Source organism: Vibrio sp. 03-59-1, assembly GCF_013114135.1.
GTDB classification, from domain to species: domain Bacteria; phylum Pseudomonadota; class Gammaproteobacteria; order Enterobacterales; family Vibrionaceae; genus Vibrio; species Vibrio cortegadensis.
This window is the reverse complement of the sequence record NZ_VTYA01000004.1, coordinates 169,363-190,629: the sequence shown is the minus strand read 5'-3', so window position 1 is coordinate 190,629 and position 21,267 is coordinate 169,363. Positions and strand designations below refer to the sequence as shown.

Sequence of the window (21,267 nt, the reverse complement as noted above, 5' to 3'; positions counted from 1 at the left end):
AATTGATTGTTGATATTACCTTATGCGCCGCCTGACTCCAAGGCATGAGAGTGAGTAATACCTTAGTTTTTTTAGGGTTCTGTCAAAATCAATGAGGTGGTAGCATGAATAAAAAAGGAGCTTATATGCGTCAGTTTACGAGTAAACAAGATTTCTGTGATTGGTTGAATCAGTATCAGCATCCACTGCTGATTGAAAATTGGGCAAGTAGCGCGGGTATTGTCTCGGTGAAAGCGACAGGTACGTTTGATATCGCGATTCCATTTGCCTCCAAAGTGCTTCAGCAGTCCTTATCGACATGGATTGCAACAGAACAAGAACAGAAGAATGTAGCACCTTTTGAATATACGGTTTCTTGCGTAGTTAAGTCACTAGAGACAGAAGTGCCTCAAAGTATAAAAGGGATCAAAAATATTATTGCTGTTTCTTCTGCCAAAGGCGGGGTAGGGAAATCGACCACGGCGGTCAACCTTGCACTATCACTGGCAACCAGTGGCGCAAAAATTGGTTTACTGGATGCGGATATCTATGGACCCTCTGTCCCAATGATGATCGGCAAGGTAGATGCAAAGCCAAGTGTTCGTGATAACAAATGGATGCAGCCGATAGAAGCATTTGGCATTTATACTCACTCAATTGGCTACTTGGTTGATAAAAATGAGGCGGCAATCTGGCGTGGACCAATGGCATCGAAAGCATTAGCTCAATTGCTGAATGAGACAGAGTGGCCAGAGCTCGATTACTTGGTGATCGATATGCCACCGGGTACAGGAGATATTCAACTCACTTTATCTCAACAAATTCCAGTGACAGGTGCTGTGATCGTTACAACACCACAAGACTTAGCATTAGCCGATGCACAAAAAGGTGTGGCGATGTTTGATAAGGTGCATGTACCTGTTGTCGGTGTCGTCGAAAATATGAGCTATCATATCTGTAGTCAGTGTGGTGCAAAAGAACATATATTCGGACAAGGTGGGGCGGCGCAGATGGCCTCGGAATTTGGGTTGTCAGTATTAGCTCAGATACCACTGCATATTGATGTAAGAAATGACATCGACATGGGGAAACCGACGGTGGTATCAAGACCTGATAGCGAACATGCGCAGCAATATCAGCTACTGGCTGATCGAGTTGCATGCAGCCTGTTTTGGCAGGGAAAAGTTAAGCCTGATGCAATTAATGTTATGACGATTAGCTAATAATGTGATCGCATCACTAATTTAGGATTTTATATGGTCTTTAATTGTACAAATACAATAAATACTCTGACTTAGGTCTCATCCTGACTAGTATCTGTTGACTGAAGTCCCTATAATTAGGCGGTTTATCTATTCCTATCACCATACAGTATTGGGTGCACAAATAATGTCTGATAATAATCAATGCGTCATCGTAGGTATCGCGGGCGCTTCTGCTTCTGGAAAAAGTCTGATCGCGAGCACCATTTATAATGAGCTACGTGAAAAAGTAGGCGACCATCAAATTGGTGTTATCACGGAAGATTGCTACTACAATGATCAAAGCCATTTGAGCATGGAAGAGCGAGTGAAAACTAACTATGATCATCCGAGTGCACTTGATCATGACCTACTATGTGAGCATTTAGAGCAGCTTATCAAAGGCGAAGCTGTAGATGTGCCAGATTACAGCTACACTGAGCATACACGTACTGAAAATTCAGTGACGTTGACGCCAAAGAAAGTGATCATTCTTGAAGGTATCTTATTACTGACTGATCCACGTCTACGTAGCCTAATGCATGCGACTATTTTTATGGACACACCTTTAGATATCTGTTTACTACGCCGTGTTAAGCGTGATGTAGAAGAGCGTGGTCGTACAATGGACTCTGTTCTTAAACAATATCAAGAAACAGTACGCCCAATGTTCATGCAGTTTATTGAGCCGTCTAAGCAACATGCGGATATTATTGTGCCTCGTGGTGGTAAGAACCGTATCGCAATCGACGTATTGAAAGCTCACATCGCTAAGTTGCTGAAAAGCTAAGTCATTAAAGCGAAGTCGCTATCAGTCATTTGCATAGAGTCAAATAACTATAGTGATCTTACCGACGTTATCATTACTTCAATTTGTTAGGTTGACAGAAAATTGTCTTAAACCTGAACGAGTTGAGTAAAATGAAAGCTGAATGTAAGTTGCATTTTTTATATAATAAGTGGCACTTTATGTGCCACTTTATTTTTGGATATTAATCAAGGAAAACGCTTATGAAAAAGTTACTGTTGTTCATTAGTGTGCCGATTTTCGTCATTGTTCTTGCAGTGGCCGCACTGGTGTTATTCGTCAATCCAAATCAATTCAAGCCACTTATTACTGAACAAGCACAAAAACAGACCGGACTGGAACTTAATATTTCCGGAGATATCGGCTGGACGTTTTTCCCTACCATTGGTTTTGAAATGGGGAAAACAGAGCTAAAGAATCCACAAGGGTTCAGCAACGACAATTTTTTCAAAGTAGACCGTGTTGGTATTGAAATAGATGTAACGCCACTGTTTAGCCAACAGCTGCAGATCGGTAATATCTATCTAGATGGCGCTGAAGTTCATCTGGAAACGCTAAGTGATGGTAAATCTAACCTTGATGCGCTTACTCAAACTTCTTCAACCGCCCCTTCTGAAACCGTAGCAAATGAGAATCCGGCTCAAAGCGATGAGCAACCAACAGCCTCATCTAGCAGTGCATGGTCTATCGATTTAGCTGGCATTACAGTCACTAACGCGCTTCTTGAAATTCAAGATCATAAAGCCAAAACGTACACAAAACTCTATGATGTCGGCTTTAGCATGTCTGAGTTTAAAGCAGAACAGTGGACATCGATTCTTTTTGAAGCGAAAGGTAAAAATAATCAGCAAAATTTTACAGCCAAAGGAGAAGCTGAGCTTAAGCTTTCTAAAGGCTATAAGGAATATGCGGTTAGAGACATTGCATTTGATGCCACATTTGATGATGGCGTGAATATGATTAAAGACGCAAGAATCACGTTAGATCGATTTGAATTTGATCAGCCAAACTCGTTAGGTTATAGCGTTAAAGGTAACGCTGCGGATCTTGCACTTGATGTGAAAGGTGACGCAGTATTTTCTATTGATAGTGCAGTCTCTCTTCTTGCGGTTGAGTCACTCACACTAGATTCATCTTTTGTTGGAGATAGCTTGCCGCAGTCGCCAATGAAAATACAGATGAATTCAGACTTTAGCTTTGACATTAACAAAGGTTATTTGGACTTCGTTCTAGAAAAACTGACCCTAAATAAAATCCAGTTAGATGGTAAAGCGAATATTACGCTTGCTGATATTCCTAAAGTACGTTTTGCACTTCATAGTCCAAATATCGATTTAGATGAGTTTTTGGGGCTAGGGCAAGCAACGGACAGTAACAATAAGATGGACTCGGCAGGTAACGAACCATCCCCAGCGAAAGCAGGGCCTGAAGTTGAACCCGATCTGAGTGCTTTAAAAGGACTTGATGTTAAAGGCAAGATTACCATCGACAAATTTAAAGCGAACAATGCTCGAATGCAGAGTGTGAATACTGCGTTTTCTATTAATCGTGGTGTGGTTGATCTGCAATCATTTAGCTCAAACCTTTATCAAGGTTCAATTAAAGCAAGCGCCCGATTAGATGCTCGTAAAGTACCAGCGACTTATAGTGCCAAAAAACAAATCATCGGCGTTAAAGTTCAACCATTGCTTAAAGATGTGGCGAACAATGATAAGTTGGAAGGAAGCGGTAACATCAACGTTGATGTAAAAGGTAAAGGCTTAACGCCAACAGCCATAAAGAAAAATATTAGCGGGACGATCAAAATTAACTTTGAAGATGGCGCGGTAAATGGGATCAATGTAGCTCAATTGATTCGTACTAACTACGCTAAAATCAAAGGCGAAGAAGTTAAAGAGGGTAGCGAAGCTCAAAAGACTGACTTTAGTGCGATGACCGCGACGCTGACATTGAACAATGGTGAAGTTTCAACAAACAATCTAAACATGCAATCGCCACTGCTTCGGATCCACGGTGAAGGTAAAGCCAACTATATTAGCGAGACTGCTGACTTTCTAGTGAGAACATCGATTGTTGGTTCACTTGAAGGGCAAGGTGGTCAAAATATTGATGATCTTAAAGACGTAACGATCCCTGTTAAAATTACGGGAAAATGGGTAGATCCTAAGTTCAAACTTGTTTTTGATGATGTTTTAAAACAAAAAGCTAAGAAAGAAGTTGATCGTGGTGTTGAAAAACTCACCGATAAAATTAAAGACGAAAAGACCAAAGAAGCCGTCAATGGATTGTTGAAAGGTCTGTTTAATTAAGTCAGTTATTCAGATTCAACTTTAATAGATAAACGTCCCTGGCTAGGGACGTTTTTTTGATCGCTAAATATTCGATGGCTAAGCACTAACAAGATAAGCACTTAAAGGAAATCGATTTACCAATCGACGCCTTTCAGGGCTTTAATACCTGATTCAAAAGCATGCTTTACATTTCTTACTTCAGATACGGTATCCGCAAGCTCAATGAGGCTACGGTGTGCCGCTCTGCCTGTGATAACAACAGATTGCATCTTAGGACGTTGCGTCAGTGCTTCAATGACTTCGTTGAGGTCGATGTAGCCGTAAGTGACCATATATGTCAGTTCATCCAGTAGCACCACATCGATAGAATCATCTTGCAGCATGCGTTTGCACTCTTTCCACACTAACTGTGCGGCATCGGTATCCGATTGCTTGTCTTGAGTCTCCCAAGTAAAGCCTGTCGCCATCACTTGAAATTCAACCCCAAGCTTTTCAAGTAAATTTCTTTCGCCATTATCCCAAGTTCCCTTGATGAATTGAGCAACAGAACAATTTAAGCCATGACCAACCGCTCTTGCGACGGTTCCAAACCCGGAGGTTGATTTTCCTTTGCCGTTGCCAGTGATCACAAGCAGTAGCCCTTTCTCTTCTTGCGCTGCCGCCACTCTTTCATCAACCTGATCTTTTACTTTCTGTTGGCGCGCTTTGTGTCGAGCTTCTTTATTGTCATCAATTGGCATAGGTATTCCTTTTCAGCCTAGTTTTTCAGAATAGTTTCCTTGCATGATAACGCAATGTTGGAGAGCTAAAAACCTTCAAAATTTGGGTGAATAGGCGCTAAGTTTCCTCTGTTGGTCAATAGAGACATATACAAAGAAATAATACAGGCAGATGCCGAGGTCTAAGAAGGTGGGGGCGGCAAGCCATGAGGCATAAAAATGATGAGGTATAAAAACAAAGAGGTATAAAAAAGGCCAATGCAAATCGCATCGGCCTTTGATAGGTATAATCTAGATTAGCCAGCAAGTAAGTCGGTTGCAACTTTATAGCTAGGGTCTTCTTTTACATTGATTTCAACAAGGCTGCCTGCTTTATGAAGAAGAGCGCGGCAATCTTGGCTCAGGTGACGTAAATGTAGAGTCTTTCCTAACGCCGTGTAACGCTCTGCAATGGTTTCAATTGCTTCAATTGCTGAGTGATCAGTCACACGAGAATTTGCAAAATCAACGATAACGTCTGCAGGGTCATTTTGTGCGTCAAAAAGTTCTAAGAAGTTTGCCGCAGAGCCAAAGAATACAGGGCCGTGAATTTGGTAAACTTTTGAACCTTCTTCGTTTAGTGAACTGCTTGCGTAGATATGTTTCGCATGTTGCCAAGCAAACATAAGCGCTGAAGCGACAACACCTACTGCTACTGCAACGGCTAAGTCAGTCATTACTGTTACAACGGTAACCAAAACGATGACAAAGAAATCTTGTTTAGGTACGCGACGTGCAAGTTTAAATGTTGCCCATTCAAATGTACCAATTACAACCATAAACATTACGCCAACTAATGCAGCTAGAGGAATCATCTCGATTAGGGCAGAAGCGAATAGGATGAAAATCAGCAGAGCAACAGCAGCCACAATACCTGATAAACGGCCACGGCCACCTGAGTTAATGTTGATCATCGATTGACCAATCATTGCACAACCACCCATCGCACCAAAAACAGAACATGTCATGTTTGCGATACCTTGACCAACACATTCACGGTTACTTTGACCGCGAGTATTGGTCATTTCGTCTAGTACTGTCAGTGTTAGCAGTGATTCAATTAAGCCGATAGCTGCAAGAATAACCGCGTATGGCAAAATAATCTGTAGCGTTTCTAGAGTAAACGGTACAGAAGGGATTGAGAATGTTGGTAGTGAACCAGCAAGCGTTGCTGCTTCATCGCCCGACATGGTGCGTAGGAAATCCACAACAGTACGTGTTTCTAGATCTAGGCCAACGACAAGCGCCGTTACCGTGACAATCGCCACTAGAGAAGACGGGACAGCAGTCGTTAGCTTAGGAAGGAAATGGATAATACCCATCGTTAGAGCAACTAAACCAAGCATGATCGTCATTTGACCACTAGGAAGCCAAGTTAACGCTCCAGACATATCAGGCGCTTTAAATTGTCCTAGTTGTGCTAAGAAGATAACGATAGCAAGCCCGTTAACAAAACCGATCATTACTGGGTGCGGAACAATTCGGATGAATTTGCCAAGCTTAAATATGCCCGCTGCGATTTGCAGGATACCTGCAAGTAATACGGCTGCAAATAAATACTGAACACCATGTGTTGCGACAAGGCTGACCATTACAACAGCCATTGCGCCTGTTGCGCCAGAAATCATGCCTGGACGACCACCAAAGACTGAGGTAATTAAACCAACAATGAAGGCTGCGTATAGACCAACCATTGGGTCAACACCGGCAACAAATGCAAATGCTACGGCTTCAGGAACAAGAGCTAATGCTACTGTTAAACCTGATAACACATCGTTTTTTACAGAGTGTTTCGAAAATTGGGGGAATTCAAACATGGGGGCTCAGTATGCTAAAGATGGATTTTACCCGACACAAATTTCTATACGCGTACTAAACAGTGGTGGAAAAGAGCTGCATAAGAATCTGGTGTCGAGAACTTAAGTCGGCGCATGCTACCTAAAAGTGTGACTAAGTTCAAGAATGAACCGCATATTGGCTAAAAATCGTCACAAATACATGATCTTCATCATGTCTCTATTTTAGACCAAAAAAAACGAGCCGCACATAATGCGACTCGTTTGTTTCAGATATAGTGCTTTAGACTATATGAGGCTAGGTTAGTAACCTTGTGGCTTGGTCATTCCTGCAGATGCGCTGCTACGAGCGACTTGGCTACCAGCCCCTTTCGGTTGGTAACGCTCTGCTTTAAATGGTGCAGCTACGACTTCAATCTCTTTTAAAGTTTGAGGGCCTGGTGCACTTGCCATTGCTGAACCCGCCTGAGATTTAACACCCTTAACGGCTGCTTTAACCACTGGCTTAGATACAGCTGGTTGCTCTTCAAGAACTACAGCTGGCTTTTCTTCAACCGTAGGTGCTTCAGTGATAGGAGCTTCAACCTTAGTTTCGATAGTCTGAGTTTCGACAGTCTTAGTCTCTTCAGTATTCGCCTCAACAACCGCTATTGGAGCTTGTTCAACCGTTGCTTCTTCTGCAACGCTTGTCTCTTCAATAGCAGGAGTCTCAACAACAGGAGTCGTTTCAACTACGGGTTCAACTACAGCTTCTACTTCAACTGTTTCAGCTTTTGTTTCTGCAACAGAAGCCGCTACAACTGCTTCAACCGTCTCTTCACGCTTGATGATGACTTTACCCATTGCTGTTTCAGGGAAAGCGTAGCCACCTAATGGAGCATTTTGTTCAACAGTCTCGGTATTAACCACTTCTTGTTCAACTTTAGGTGCAGCATGGTGATGAGGCTTAGGTACGTACATCGGCATTACCTTACCCATTGCCATCTCAGGAGAGGCAACACCACCTGGGCGAAGGCGGAATGGATTTGGTTTGCGATCACGACCACGACGACGACGTTGACCACTTGCTCTTAAGTGACGAGGAGAGCGGCGGTTACGACGTTGTTTCGGTTCTTCTTTTTGAACTGTATCGTTAGTCGCTTCAACTTCTGGTTTTTTACCATTAACGCGAATCTGCTTATTCAATTTACGACGTTGACGGCGCTCTTTGATTTTTGCAGTTTTCTCAACAGGTTTAGCATCTCGTTTTGCGTTAGTGTCAGCAGACGGTGCCGCGTTTGCTTCAGCAGCAAGTTGTTGGCCCTGTTCAGCTAGCTTAGATGGCGCTTTAACTTCCGTTTTCGGCTTGTTACGGCGATCTTGGCGTGGCTTGCGGTTTTGTTGTTGACGAGGCTGTTGCTCATTCGCTTTGTCGCCTTGTTCTTCAGTTTGCTCTTCGCGTGCAGGTTTACGGCGACGTTTGTTATCGCGGTTACCATTGTCACGAGAGTTACGACGACGTTGATCATTACGATCGCGACGTTGACGATTGTTCTCTTGTTTTGGCTCTTGCTTAACTTCTTCTTTCACTTCTTCTGAAGGGCTAGATAAGAAATTAGTCAATGCTTTAAAGAAACGACTGAATAAACCAGGCTGAGAATCTGTTTTTTCTTCAACTTTAGCAGGTTTAGCTGCAGGTGTTGGAGCGGGTGCTGGCGCTGATTGTGCTGGCGCGGCAAACCCTTTTAATACAGGTTCTTCAATTTTCTTCGGTTTGATGTCAACTTCAACAGGCTCTTTGCTTTCCGCTTCTTTCAAAGCATCCAGTTTTTGAGGCAGTAGGTAAGATAACAGATCGAACTCTTCACCTTCTCTCACTCGAATTACTTCGAAATGAGGTGTTTCCATATCAGAGTTTGGAACAACCGTGATCTTCACACCTTGATTCTTCTCGATGTGATTTACTGAGCGACGTTTTTCGTTCAGAAGATAAGAAGCGATTGGAACCGGCACAACAGCAAGTACTTGTGCTGTGTTGTCCTTCAGAGCTTCTTCTTCGATAAGACGTAGAACAGATAGTGCTAGAGATTCGTTATCACGCACAACACCAGTACCCGTACAACGAGGACAAATGTGGTGACTTGCTTCCGCTAGTGATGGGCTCAAACGTTGACGAGACATCTCTAGAAGACCAAAGCGTGAAATGCGACCAATCTGAACACGAGCGCGATCTAAACGAACAGCATCACGTAGACGGCTTTCAACTTCACGTTGGTGACGAACTGGCGTCATATCGATAAAGTCGATAACAACTAGACCACCTAGGTCACGTAGACGTAATTGACGTGCAATTTCATCGGCCGCTTCTAGGTTAGTGTTAAGCGCTGTCTCTTCAATATCGCTGCCTTTTGTTGCGCGTGCGGAGTTGATATCGATAGAAGTCAGTGCTTCAGTTGGGTCGATTACGATAGAGCCACCAGATGGAAGGCGAACTTCACGTTGGAAGGCAGATTCGATCTGGCTTTCAATCTGGTAGTGGCTAAACAGTGGCACCTCACCATCGTATTTCTTAACACGATTCATGAAATCAGGACGAATCAACTGAATATGAGCTTGAGCACGTTCAAAAATAGTATTGCTATCAATTAAGATTTCGCCAATGTCGCGACGTAGGTAGTCACGAATTGCACGAACGATTACATTACTTTCTTGGTGAATCAAAAACGGAGCTTGGTTAGTCTCAGAGGCTTGTTTAATTGCACCCCAGTGATTAAGCAGTACGTTTAAATCCCACTCTAACTCTTCTGCACTTTTGCCAACACCAGCAGTACGAACAATAAGACCCATGCCCTGAGGCAATTCAAGAGTGCTTAATGCTGCTTTAAGTTGCGTGCGTTCATCACCTTCGATACGGCGAGAAATACCGCCAGCACGAGGGTTATTTGGCATAAGAACTAAGTAGCTACCCGCAAGAGAAACAAAAGTCGTTAAAGCAGCGCCTTTGCTGCCACGTTCTTCTTTTTCTACTTGCACAATTACTTCTTGGCCTTCTTTTAGCACTTCTTTAATGCTTGGACGGCCTTGGTAGGTATAACCATCAGGGAAGTATTCGCGGGCAATTTCTTTAAGAGGTAGGAAACCGTGTCTTTCTGCACCATAGTCGACGAATGCCGCTTCTAGGCTTGGTTCAATACGGGTAATACGTCCTTTGTAGATATTCGCTTTTTTTGATTCGTGGCCTGGGCTTTCGATATCAAGATCGAATAGTCGCTGACCATCAACCAAAGCGACACGCAACTCTTCTTTTTGAGTTGCGTTAATTAACATTCTTTTCATTTTAGAAATTCTCGTTGTCTTTTCTTTTATTTTGATCTTATCGCTTTATTTCGTTTCTCATGGTGCCTGATCCCACGGCTTTAACGTTGCAACCTCCCGGCTGGAAGGGATGCTCTAGGGCACTTCAGTCATCATAGGTATGTTGCCTATGATCCGCGATGTGGCGGTGAATACTCAACATGAGTTTACGATGAGTAGAGCGATAAGGTGACTTAGCTCTTCGTGTCTTACGCCGGTTGCTGCACTGGATACTAAGTTTTCTACTCAATTATTATTGCTTGTCGATAACTGACGAGTACAAAAAACAATCAATTAATCAATAGCAGCTGAGAACTATAACAGTGGAGGGAATTCACAGCAATCTGCTTTGTTATAAACAGGCAAAATAAATATTTTTAGGTTCTTTTTTGAGCTGAGTAAGCCTATGTTTATATAGGGTTTAAAGACAATAAACGCACATTTGTGCTAAATAAGGGCTATTTTTATACACAGCTTTTTAGTTCTCATAAATTTTGATGCAAAAATCAGCAATATTTGGCAAATTGGTGACAGTAAAAGAGAAGTAAGAAAATGTGATGTGATAGACATTTGAGTGATACAATAACGGCATGAGTGAAATTAGAACTAAAGTCCAATTTGTCGATATTGACGACGATATGGCTGGTCAACGTATTGATAATTTCTTACGAAACCAACTAAAAAGCATCCCTAAAAGCATGATTTATCGAATCGTGCGTAAGGGAGAAGTCCGTGTAAATAAGAAGCGAATTAAAGCTGAATATAAGTTAAAAGCTGGAGATATAGTTAGAATTCCGCCAGTAACGATTGAAGAAAAAACAGAAGACAACGTTCCAAATACCAAATTGAATAAGGTCTCTGAATTAGAGCATGCGATCATCTTCGAAGATGATCATATGTTAATTCTGAATAAACCATCTGGTACTGCGGTACATGGCGGAAGTGGTTTAAAGTTTGGTGCAATCGAAGCATTAAGAGCTTTAAGACCTGACGCTCGCTTTCTGGAGTTAGTCCACCGTATAGATAGAGACACATCTGGTATTTTGTTAGTGGCGAAGAAGCGTTCTGCGTTACGCCACCTGCAAGCACAGTTTCGTGAAAAAACCGTACAGAAATATTATTTTGCTTTAGTGATGGGCGCTTGGAAATCGAGCTGCAAAGTGGTGAATGCGCCACTGCTTAAAAACGAAGTAAACAGTATTGTTCGAGTTAACCCAAACGGAAAAGCGTCTGAGACTCGTTTCAAAGTGTTGGAAAAATTTGCAGATGCGACACTTGTGCAAGCGAGCCCTATTACCGGGCGTACGCACCAAATTCGTGTACATTGCCAATATGCCGGCCACCCAATTGCATGGGATGACCGATATGGCGATCGTCGATTTGATGCCTACACCGGTAAGGTTGGTCTCGGCCGTCTGTTTTTGCATGCCGCGAATATTAAATTTGTTCACCCGGGATCGGATGAAAAGATGGACATCTCGGCACCGATGGAAAAACGTCTCGAAGAAGCTTTAACGGGGTTGCGACGTTTATGATAAAACGGTGACGCCTTGTTCCTCTAGCATATCGATGAGAGTGATAAGGGGTAAACCGATCAGAGCATTTGGATCTTTGCCTTCGAGTTGTTTAAAGAGGGCAATGCCTAGACCTTCGCTCTTGAAGCTTCCAGCACAATAGTAAGGTTGCTCTGCGTCAACATATGCTTCGATCATTGAACGGCTGAGTTGGCGAAAATGAACGATAAATGTATCGAGCTCAGTAGTGCAATGACCTGTCTCGGTATTCCAGAGTGAGATGCCGGTATAAAATGTAATACTTTTGCCGCTTTGAGCTTCTAGCTGGGAAATGGCATTTTTTCTGTTGTGCGGTTTACCAACAATTGTATTATTGATAACACAGACTTGATCTGAGCCTATGATTAAGCTTGGTTCAGTAACGGAACATGATTTAGCTTTTTCCTCTGACAAGCGCATCACTAAGTCCTGAGGAGACTCCTGTGCTAATGGTGTTTCATCGCAATCTGGCTGAGCAGTAATGAAAGGCATAGCTAACTTTGAGAGTAACTGCTGCCTAAATGGTGAAGTAGATGCCAAAACTAGTTGGTAATTTTTCATTTTAATTTACAATTATTTCGAGTTCTTGCTGAAGGATATACGAACTTATGTCCGTCTTCATAACTCTCTTTGCGGGAAGGGGAGAAAAGTACACTTTTTTCTTCTTTTCCTTTGACTAAATACATTTTGGAAGATAAGATTCGCGCCCTATGCAAAAGGTAAAAATACCGCGCTCGGTAGACCCGGGTAAAACGGCACAAAAGAGATTGGATTTAGTTGGAGTTATTCAACCTAGTCTTTTTAAACGTTTATCTGAATCTGTTGAAAGCGTAAAACGCGACGCGCAAGTCTCATTGTCATTTGGGCTTGATGAACAGCGATTAGTCGTTATCTCTGGTAAAGCTAACGTCGAAGTCGATTTAGAGTGTCAGCGTTGTAATGAGATTTTCGCACATGAGTGCGAAGTACAATTCACTTGTACTCCCTATTATAGTGAGGAAAGTGAAGAGGAAGCACCGGAAGAGTACGATTTGGTAGATCTGAACGAGTACGGTGAAGTAGATCTCATACAACTAGTTGAAGACGAGTTCATTCTTGGATTGCCACAAATAGCAATGCATGACGAAGCGAATTGTAGCGTTAACTCAAATAATATGGTGTTTGGTGATATTCCAGAAGAAATTGTGGAAGAGAAACCGAATCCATTTGATGTTTTAAAAAACTTAAAAAGCTAACTTATTTATAGGTAAGTGTTTTTAAGAATTTACATAGGAGTAGGGTCAATGGCCGTACAAAAGAGCAAGAAATCACGTTCAATGCGTGGCATGCGTCGTTCACATGATGCACTAACTACAGCTGCACTATCTGTAGACGCAACTTCAGGTGAAACTCACCTACGTCACAACGTGACTGCTGACGGTTTCTACCGTGGCAAAAAGGTTATCAACAAGTAAGGTTGATCCTTTGCAAAATATAACCGTTGCACTTGATGCAATGGGCGGGGATTTCGGTCCTCGCGTAACAGTGCCTGCCGCCGTGCAGGCACTGTCGCATTTCCCAGAGCTAAAAGTGGTCCTTATTGGTGATCAAAATACGATCACATCTCAATTATCTTTACTTGATTGTCAGCCTCATTCTCGTTTGAGTATTAAGCATTGCGATCGAGTGATTTCAAACTCAGAAAAGCCCTCTCTTGCACTTCGAAACAGTGCGGGTAGTTCCATGCGAGTCGCCATTGATCTGGTTGCTGATGACGAAGCCGACGCATGTGTGAGTGGCGGGAATACTGGCGCCTTGATGGCTCTTTCTCGTTTTCGTCTTAAGCTTCTTCCCGGCATCGATCGCCCAGCCCTTGTTTCTGCTCTTCCTACCGCATCAGGAAAAAGAACGTGGATGCTCGATCTAGGCGCGAATGTTTCTAGTGATGCTGATTCTCTATTCCAATTTGCCGTAATGGGCAGTGCACTTGCTGAACAGCATTTAGGGACATCTGCGAGAGTCGCGATTCTTAATATTGGTGCTGAAGAAATTAAAGGCAATGATTTAGTCAAACGTTGTGCCGAAATGTTATCGCAAACACAATCTGTCAATTTTACTGGCTACATTGAAGGTAATCAGCTATTACAAGATAGTGCTGATGTCGTAGTATGTGACGGGTTTGTGGGTAATGTTTGCCTAAAAACTTGTGAAGGCACTGCACAACTCTTCATTGATAAATTAAAAACGCACATGATGGCGTCTACAATTAAAGGCTGGATAGCTAGAAAATTGTTTTCTGAGTTATTTTCTGAATTAAAAACATTGAACCCCGACCAGTATAACGGCGCAAGTTTGCTAGGATTGCGCGGCATTGTCATTAAAAGTCATGGAAGTGCCGATGTAAGCGCGGTTGTCAACGCGATAGGCGAAGCTTTGCACGAGGTCAAACGACAAGTACCAAGCCGTATTAGCGATCGTTTGGAAGCGGTTTTACTCGAGAGGCATTATTAGTTTTCATGTATAGCAAAATTTTAGGTACTGGCAGCTATCTGCCATCTAAAGTGCGTACTAACGCAGATTTAGAAAAAATGGTAGACACAACAGATGAGTGGATTGTAACTCGTACTGGTATTAAAGAGCGCCGCATTTCAGCTGATGATGAAGCTGTTGCGGATATGGCTTTTTATGCGTCTGAGAAAGCAATAGAAATGGCGGGCATTGATAAAGACGCTATTGATCTGATTATTGTTGCAACAACCAGTAGCAGCCACACGTTCCCATCTTCAGCTTGTCAAGTTCAAGGTAAGCTAGGCATTGTCGGTTGTCCGGCATTTGATCTGGCTGCGGCATGTTCTGGTTTCGTTTATGCATTATCAGTGGCAGATCAACATATTAAATCGGGCATGTGTAAAAATGTCTTGGTTGTCGGTGCTGACGCGCTTTCAAAAACGTGTGATCCAACAGACCGTTCTACCATCATTTTATTTGGTGATGCGGCAGGCGCTGTCGTCGTTGGTGCGAGTGAAGAGCCTGGAATTCTTTCTACCCATATCTACTCTGATGGTCGCTTTGGTGAATTACTGAGCCTTGAAGTACCTGAGCGTGGTGGTGATGTCGATAAATGGCTTCATATGGCGGGTAACGAAGTATTTAAAGTGGCAGTAACTCAACTTTCGCGTTTAGTTAAAGATACGCTAGCGGCTAATAATATGGATAAATCTGAATTGGATTGGCTTGTACCACATCAAGCGAACTATCGTATTATTTCCGCAACCGCGAAGAAACTGACGATGTCTTTAGACCAAGTAGTGATGACCCTTGATCGTCACGGTAATACTTCCGCTGCTACGGTACCGACTGCGTTAGATGAAGCGGTCAGAGATGGTCGTATTAAGCGTGGACAGACGTTGCTATTAGAAGCATTTGGTGGCGGTTTTACTTGGGGCTCAGCTCTAGTTAAATTCTAGTTAGCATTAAAAAAATTAATAGGTAAAAGTAAGTCACTTTCACCTTTATTGCATTTATATATTGAATTTCTGAAGGTAAATGAAATGAGCAAATTTGCTATCGTATTTCCAGGTCAAGGTTCACAAGCTCTTGGCATGTTGGCTGATCTTGGCGAAAAGTATGATGTTGTTAAGCAGACTTTTTCAGAAGCGTCAGATGTGCTTGGTTATGATTTGTGGGCTCTTATTCAAGATGGCCCTGTTGAAAATCTTAACGAGACATTCAGAACTCAACCTGCATTACTTGCCGCTTCTGTGTCGATTTGGCGTGTATGGCAAGAACTGGGTTTAGAGCAACCTGTAAACCTTGCGGGCCATAGCCTAGGTGAATACTCTGCATTAGTGTGTGCTGGCGTTATCGATTTTAAACAAGCGATCAAGTTAGTTGAACTGCGCGGCCAGCTTATGCAAGAAGCTGTACCCGCTGGCGTTGGTGCAATGTACGCTATCATCGGTCTAGGTGATGAGGCGATTGCTAAAGCGTGTGAAGAAGCAGCGCAAGATGAAGTTGTGTCTCCTGTTAACTTTAACTCTCCAGGCCAAGTTGTTATCGCAGGTAACAAAGCCGCAGTAGAGCGTGCAGGTGTACTATGTAAAGAAGCAGGCGCAAAGCGTGCACTTCCTTTACCTGTTTCTGTTCCTTCTCACTGTGCTCTAATGAAACCAGCAGCAGACAAACTAGCTATTGCGCTTGAAGTACTAGAGTTCAACGCGCCAGCGCTGCCAGTTATCAACAATGTTGATGTAGCGGCTGAAACAGATCCTGCAAAAATTAAAGAAGCATTAGTTCGTCAACTTTACAGCCCAGTTCGTTGGACTGAAGGCGTACAAGCGATGAATGAACAAGGTGTTGAAAAACTTCTTGAGTTAGGCCCTGGTAAAGTTCTTACTGGTCTAACAAAACGAATCGTAAAAACTATGACAGCTGCAGCAGTTAATGATACTGCATCACTAGAAGCTGCTAAGTAAATAACCACTTAATAGAGAAGTTATGATGAATTTAGAAGGCAAAGTTGCACTGGTTACAGGCGCAAGCCGTGGTATCGGTCGTGCAATCGCTGAACTTTTAGTTGAGCGTGGTGCTAAAGTTATCGGTACTGCTACGTCTGAAGGCGGCGCAGATGCAATCAGTGAGTACCTTGGTGAGAATGGTAAAGGTCTTGCTCTTAATGTCACTGACGTTGACTCAATTGCTGCTACACTGAAAACCATCAACGATGAATTCGGTGCGATTGACATTCTTGTTAACAATGCAGGTATCACTCGTGATAACTTGCTAATGCGTATGAAAGACGATGAATGGAATGACATCATCGATACAAACCTAACGCCTATTTTCCGCATGTCTAAAGCGGTTTTGCGTGGCATGATGAAAAAGCGTCAAGGTCGTATCGTTAACGTCGGTTCTGTTGTTGGTACCATGGGTAACGCTGGTCAAACAAACTATGCCGCTGCAAAAGCTGGTGTAATTGGTTTTACTAAGTCTATGGCTCGTGAAGTTGCTTCACGCGGTGTAACAGTAAATACCGTTGCACCCGGTTTTATTGAAACAGATATGACAAAAGCGCTGAATGATGAGCAACGTGCTGCTACACTAGCAAATGTACCAGCAGGTCGTTTAGGTGATCCTCGTGAAATTGCGGAAGCTGTAGTATTCTTAGCATCTCCAGCGGCAGCATACATCACTGGAGAAACACTTCACGTTAATGGTGGAATGTACATGGTTTAAGTCGTTGCATAAAATTTATGCATGATTTAGGTCAAAAATGTATGTATTTTCGGTTAAAATCGCGTAAATTGTGGTTTGACCAGCAAGGTCTTCCTTGCAACTTTTAAAGTTTTGAATAAACTACGGAAAACATCGCATAAAGCGAACTCTGTAAAGGAAAAGAAAAATGAGCAACCTCGAAGAACGCGTAAAAAAAATTATCATCGAACAGCTAGGTGTTGACGAAGCAGAAGTTAAAAACGAAGCTTCATTTGTTGACGATCTAGGTGCTGATTCTCTAGACACAGTTGAGCTAGTAATGGCTCTAGAAGAAGAATTTGACACTGAGATTCCAGACGAAGAAGCTGAGAAAATCACTACTGTTCAAGCTGCTATCGACTACGTGACCAGCGCTCAGTAAGATTCTCTCCCAGGCGGTCATCTAGACCGCCTGTGTTTTTTCTAAAGCCTTCTATCCCTCATATAGAACCCTTTCATCAATTCCCGGAGAGTAAAATCGTGTCCAAGCGTCGTGTAGTTGTCACTGGCATGGGTATGTTGTCACCGGTAGGCAACACTGTAGAATCATCTTGGAAAGCCCTGCTAGCTGGTCAAAGTGGAATCGATAATATCGATCATTTTGATGCCACCAATTTCTCAACTCGTTTTGCAGGTCTAGTCAAAGACTTTAACTGCGAAGAGTACATGTCTAAAAAAGATGCACGTAAAATGGATTTGTTTATCCAATACGGCATCGCAGCAGGAATCCAAGCCTTTAGTGATTCAGGCCTAACCATTACTGAAGAGAATGCACCAAGAGTTGGTGTAGCTATCGGTTCAGGTATTGGTGGTTTAGGTTTAATTGAAGCAGGCCATAAAGTGCTTTCGGAAAAAGGTCCTCGTAAAATCAGTCCTTTCTTCGTGCCTTCAACCATCGTAAATATGATTGCAGGTCACCTGTCTATCATGAAAGGTTTACGTGGTCCGAACATTGCAATCTCAACAGCTTGTACAACAGGCTTACACAATATCGGCCATGCAGCACGTATGATCGCTTATGGTGATGCGGATGCCATGCTAGCTGGTGGTGCTGAAAAAGCATCAACGCCTCTTGGTATGGGCGGCTTTGCAGCAGCAAAAGCGCTCTCTACTCGTAATGACGAACCGCAAAAAGCGTCTCGCCCATGGGATAAAGATCGTGATGGTTTTGTTCTCGGTGATGGTGCTGGCGTGATGGTTGTTGAAGAGTACGAACACGCAAAAGCTCGTGGTGCTAAAATCTACTGTGAAATCGTTGGCTTTGGTATGTCTGGTGATGCTTATCACATGACGTCTCCAAGTGAAGACGGCTCTGGTGGTGCACTTGCGATGGAAGCTGCCATGCGTGATGCCGATGTTACGGGTGAGCAGATTGGCTACGTCAATGCTCATGGTACATCAACACCAGCGGGTGATGTTGCAGAAGTTAAAGGCATCAAACGAGCACTGGGTGAAGCAGGAACTAAGCAAGTACTAGTCTCTTCTACTAAATCGATGACTGGTCACCTATTAGGTGCAGCAGGCTCTGTAGAAGCGATTATTACAGCGTTAACTCTTGTTGATCAAATTGTTCCGCCAACAATCAATCTAGATAATCCTGAAGATGATTTAGGTATTGATCTTGTTCCACATACGGCGCGTAAAGCAGATCTTACTTATGCTGCGTGTAATTCGTTTGGATTTGGTGGTACAAATGGTTGCTTAATCTTCAAAAAGATTTAAGTTAACCCAATAGGTCACATTTAGACTTGTTTTCGAACGGCTTGATGCTTAGCATTGAGCCGTTTCTTTGTTTGTGGGATAGCAAAAATGTACTGGGTGAATGGACAACCAAGTGACACAATCTCTTTAAGTGATCGATCTTTTCAATACGGAGATGGTTGCTTTACCACGATGCTCACACTAAACGGTGAGATTCAATATTGGCCGAAGCATATCCAGCGGATGAACCGGAGCCTTGATGCTTTGCAGATTCCTAGGCCCGATTGGGATCTCATCTTTACCTGGTTAGAGCGGGCAAGCCAAAAAGTGTCCAAAGCGGGGCTTAAGTTGCACATCAGTCGTGGTCAAGGTGGGAGAGGGTATAGCCCTAACAATATTTCACCAATTACGGTAACGATCAGTAATTTCAGCTTTCCTGAGTCATATGATCTATTTTCACAGAGCGGAATAGCCCTAACCATTTGTGAACACCGCTTAGGCTTAAATCCGTATTTAGCCGGCCACAAGCATAATAATCGACTTGAGCAGATCTTAATGAAGTCTGAAGCCGAGCAACGTGGATTTGTGGATGGCGTTGCGATGGACATCAATGGCTATGTTATCGAGACAACAATGGCGAATCTATTTTGGGCGAAAGACAATGTGTTATATTCCCCGAGTCTTGTTAACTGTGGTGTCGCGGGTGTGATTCGTGGACAAATACTTGAATTCGCAAAACGAAATGAGATTGAGACAAAAATAGGACACTTTGAGCTTACTAGGCTATACGACGCCGATGAAATTTTTATTACCAACTCTATTTTAGGTGTCGTCCCTGTTACTCAAATAAATTTTTCTTCGGATCAGCACAGGGCTTATTCGATAGGAACAATGACAACAATATTTCAGGAGACGATCAACTCGTGATTAAGAAGTTACTACTCTTGCTTACAGTTCTAGCGGTATTGGCGGCAGGCGCTTTTTTTTATACCACATCGCAAATTCAACAATTTCTCGATCAACCTGTTCAGATCCAAGATGAGGAAATTGTAACCATAAAACCAGGCATGAGCTTTAATCGTGTCCTGAATCAATTTGTTACGGATAGCTGGATTGTAAGTAACCCAACATCAAAATTAGTACGCCGATTACATCCTGAGCTGACTCACATTAAAGCGGGTACTTTTTTGATTGAGCCTGAACAATCACTGCGAGAAGTGTTAGCGTTTCTCGTTGAAGGAAAAGAGCACCAATTTTCGATTACTTTTGTGGAAGGTAGCCGATTCAGTGAATGGCTAGAGCAATTTAAACAAGCGAAGTATTTGGATCACAGTCTAGCGGGTTTATCTGAAACCGAAATTGCCCAAAAGTTAGGGATAGATAGAGATAAGTTAGAAGGCCTATTTTTAGCTGAAACCTATTATTACACTTTAGGAACGTCGGATTTCGATATATTGAAGCGAGCACATGCAAACTTAAAGCAAGTATTGGACCTGCACTGGTCATCACGTCAGGATAAGCTACCTTTGAAAAGTGATTATGAGGCTTTAATCCTCGCTTCAATCATTGAAAAAGAGACAGCGGTTGCCTCTGAGCGTGAAAGAGTCGCTTCTGTGTTTATCAATCGATTGAATAAACGCATGCGTTTGCAGACGGATCCTACGGTTATTTATGGGATGGGTGACAACTACAAAGGCAATATTCGTAAGAAGGATTTACGAGCTCGCACGGCTTATAACACTTATGTGATTAACGGTTTGCCACCAACACCAATCGCGATGGCTGGTGAGGCATCAATTAAGGCAGCATTGAACCCTGAAAAAGGAAAATATCTCTACTTTGTTGCTAGCGGAACTGGCGGCCATGTATTCTCTAAAACACTAGCTGAACATAATCGTGCGGTTAGAGCGTACCTAAAACAATTAAGAAAGAATAAATGAATCAAACAAAATTTATTGTAGTCGAAGGGCTAGAAGGGGCGGGGAAAAGCACCGCAATTAATGCAATTTTAGATACGCTCAATCAGTTTGGAGTCGATCAAATTGTTAATACGCGAGAGCCTGGCGGTACGGTTTTAGCCGAAAAAATGCGCTCATTAGTGAAAGAGGAACATGACGGCGAAGTGCTTCAAGACATGACTGAATTATTGCTTATGTACGCTGCTCGAGTTCAACTAGTGGAAAATGTCATCAAGCCTGCTCTAAATGCCGGAAATTGGGTGGTAGGTGATCGCCACGATATGTCATCTCAAGCTTATCAAGGTGGTGGTCGTCAAATCGCAAGATCGACGATGGAAAACCTTAGAGAGACAACCCTAAAAGGATTTAAACCTGATTTGACTCTATATCTTGACCTTGATCCTCGCGTTGGTCTTGAACGAGCAAGAGGCCGCGGAGAGCTCGATCGTATAGAGAAAATGGATATTAGTTTTTTTGACCGTACAAGAGAGCGTTATTTAGAAATAGCGGCATCTGATGATTCTGTGTTTGTCATTAATGCTGAGCAAGAGATTGCTAATGTTGCTAAAGATATTAAAGTGACTTTAATTACATGGCTTAAGGCTCAGTAGGTTCAC

General features: G+C 42.8%; 19 protein-coding genes. 15 read left to right on the top strand and 4 right to left on the bottom strand.

Going from position 1 to position 21,267, the window contains the following annotated elements; genetic code table 11:
* Positions 1-125 precede the first annotated feature (125 nt).
* From apbC to F0249_RS05655, 3 genes are all read left to right on the top strand, one after another.
* Positions 126-1,202, top strand: a complete 1,077-nt coding sequence (gene apbC, locus F0249_RS05665) for an iron-sulfur cluster carrier protein ApbC (RefSeq protein ID WP_113795904.1) — start codon at positions 126-128, stop codon at positions 1,200-1,202.
* A gap of 166 nt (positions 1,203-1,368) precedes the next feature.
* Positions 1,369-2,010 (top strand): uridine kinase, encoded by a 642-nt coding sequence (gene udk, locus F0249_RS05660; RefSeq protein WP_017051304.1) that lies wholly within the window; start codon positions 1,369-1,371, stop codon positions 2,008-2,010.
* A 221-nt stretch (positions 2,011-2,231) separates the two neighbouring features.
* On the top strand, positions 2,232-4,337 hold the full coding sequence (locus tag F0249_RS05655) for an AsmA family protein (protein WP_171756101.1): 2,106 nt from the start codon (positions 2,232-2,234) through the stop codon (positions 4,335-4,337).
* A 116-nt stretch (positions 4,338-4,453) separates the two neighbouring features.
* Here the strand turns inward: F0249_RS05655 and cobO are convergent, their stop codons facing one another.
* The 3 genes from cobO to rne all read right to left on the bottom strand — a co-directional run bounded on the left by cobO (position 4,454) and on the right by rne (position 10,188).
* Entirely contained in the window at positions 4,454-5,059 is a 606-nt protein-coding gene (gene cobO, locus F0249_RS05650; protein WP_171756100.1) for a cob(I)yrinic acid a,c-diamide adenosyltransferase, read from the bottom strand.
* Between the two features lie 275 nt (positions 5,060-5,334).
* Entirely contained in the window at positions 5,335-6,894 is a 1,560-nt protein-coding gene (locus tag F0249_RS05645; protein WP_113795907.1) for a SulP family inorganic anion transporter, read from the bottom strand.
* 282 nt (positions 6,895-7,176) lie between these two features.
* Entirely contained in the window at positions 7,177-10,188 is a 3,012-nt protein-coding gene (gene rne, locus F0249_RS05640; protein ID WP_171756099.1) for a ribonuclease E, read from the bottom strand.
* A 608-nt stretch (positions 10,189-10,796) separates the two neighbouring features.
* Here rne and rluC point away from each other — a divergent pair.
* Entirely contained in the window at positions 10,797-11,741 is a 945-nt protein-coding gene (rluC, locus tag F0249_RS05635) for a 23S rRNA pseudouridine(955/2504/2580) synthase RluC (protein WP_171756098.1), read from the top strand.
* Here the strand turns inward: rluC and F0249_RS05630 are convergent.
* Positions 11,736-12,320, bottom strand: coding sequence for a nucleoside triphosphate pyrophosphatase (locus F0249_RS05630; RefSeq protein WP_171756097.1), 585 nt, complete (start codon positions 12,318-12,320; stop codon positions 11,736-11,738). The genes rluC and F0249_RS05630 overlap by 6 nt on opposite strands.
* A gap of 149 nt (positions 12,321-12,469) precedes the next feature.
* On the opposite strand from F0249_RS05630, the gene yceD reads away from it, so the two are divergent.
* The 11 genes from yceD to tmk all read left to right on the top strand — a co-directional run bounded on the left by yceD (position 12,470) and on the right by tmk (position 21,261).
* Positions 12,470-12,994, top strand: a complete 525-nt coding sequence (yceD, locus tag F0249_RS05625; protein WP_113795911.1) for a 23S rRNA accumulation protein YceD — start codon at positions 12,470-12,472, stop codon at positions 12,992-12,994.
* 48 nt (positions 12,995-13,042) lie between these two features.
* Positions 13,043-13,213 carry a 50S ribosomal protein L32 gene (gene rpmF / locus F0249_RS05620; RefSeq protein WP_113795912.1) on the top strand — a complete coding sequence of 57 codons (171 nt, stop codon included), beginning with the start codon at positions 13,043-13,045 and terminating at the stop codon, positions 13,211-13,213.
* 10 nt (positions 13,214-13,223) lie between these two features.
* Positions 13,224-14,249 (top strand): phosphate acyltransferase PlsX, encoded by a 1,026-nt coding sequence (gene plsX / locus F0249_RS05615; RefSeq protein WP_171756096.1) that lies wholly within the window; start codon positions 13,224-13,226, stop codon positions 14,247-14,249.
* 5 nt (positions 14,250-14,254) lie between these two features.
* Positions 14,255-15,205, top strand: coding sequence for a beta-ketoacyl-ACP synthase III (locus F0249_RS05610; RefSeq protein WP_171756095.1), 951 nt, complete (start codon positions 14,255-14,257; stop codon positions 15,203-15,205).
* An 84-nt stretch (positions 15,206-15,289) separates the two neighbouring features.
* Positions 15,290-16,213, top strand: a complete 924-nt coding sequence (gene fabD / locus F0249_RS05605; RefSeq protein WP_171756094.1) for an ACP S-malonyltransferase — start codon at positions 15,290-15,292, stop codon at positions 16,211-16,213.
* Between the two features lie 25 nt (positions 16,214-16,238).
* The gene (gene fabG / locus F0249_RS05600; RefSeq protein WP_170961592.1) at positions 16,239-16,973 is read left to right on the top strand and encodes a 3-oxoacyl-ACP reductase FabG; all 735 of its coding nucleotides are present in this window, start codon (positions 16,239-16,241) and stop codon (positions 16,971-16,973) included.
* Positions 16,974-17,139: 166 nt separating this feature from the next.
* Positions 17,140-17,373 carry an acyl carrier protein gene (gene acpP, locus F0249_RS05595; protein ID WP_017051317.1) on the top strand — a complete coding sequence of 78 codons (234 nt, stop codon included), beginning with the start codon at positions 17,140-17,142 and terminating at the stop codon, positions 17,371-17,373.
* Between the two features lie 98 nt (positions 17,374-17,471).
* Positions 17,472-18,713 carry a beta-ketoacyl-ACP synthase II gene (fabF, locus tag F0249_RS05590; protein WP_171756093.1) on the top strand — a complete coding sequence of 414 codons (1,242 nt, stop codon included), beginning with the start codon at positions 17,472-17,474 and terminating at the stop codon, positions 18,711-18,713.
* 87 nt (positions 18,714-18,800) lie between these two features.
* A complete protein-coding gene (pabC, locus tag F0249_RS05585) occupies positions 18,801-19,619 on the top strand; it encodes an aminodeoxychorismate lyase (protein ID WP_171756092.1) in 819 nt (272 codons plus the stop codon).
* A complete protein-coding gene (mltG, locus tag F0249_RS05580) occupies positions 19,616-20,632 on the top strand; it encodes an endolytic transglycosylase MltG (RefSeq protein WP_171756091.1) in 1,017 nt (338 codons plus the stop codon). The genes pabC and mltG overlap by 4 nt, the downstream gene beginning before the upstream one ends.
* Positions 20,629-21,261 carry a dTMP kinase gene (tmk, locus tag F0249_RS05575; RefSeq protein ID WP_171756090.1) on the top strand — a complete coding sequence of 211 codons (633 nt, stop codon included), beginning with the start codon at positions 20,629-20,631 and terminating at the stop codon, positions 21,259-21,261. The genes mltG and tmk overlap by 4 nt, the downstream gene beginning before the upstream one ends.
* The last annotated feature ends 6 nt before the right edge of the window (positions 21,262-21,267 follow it).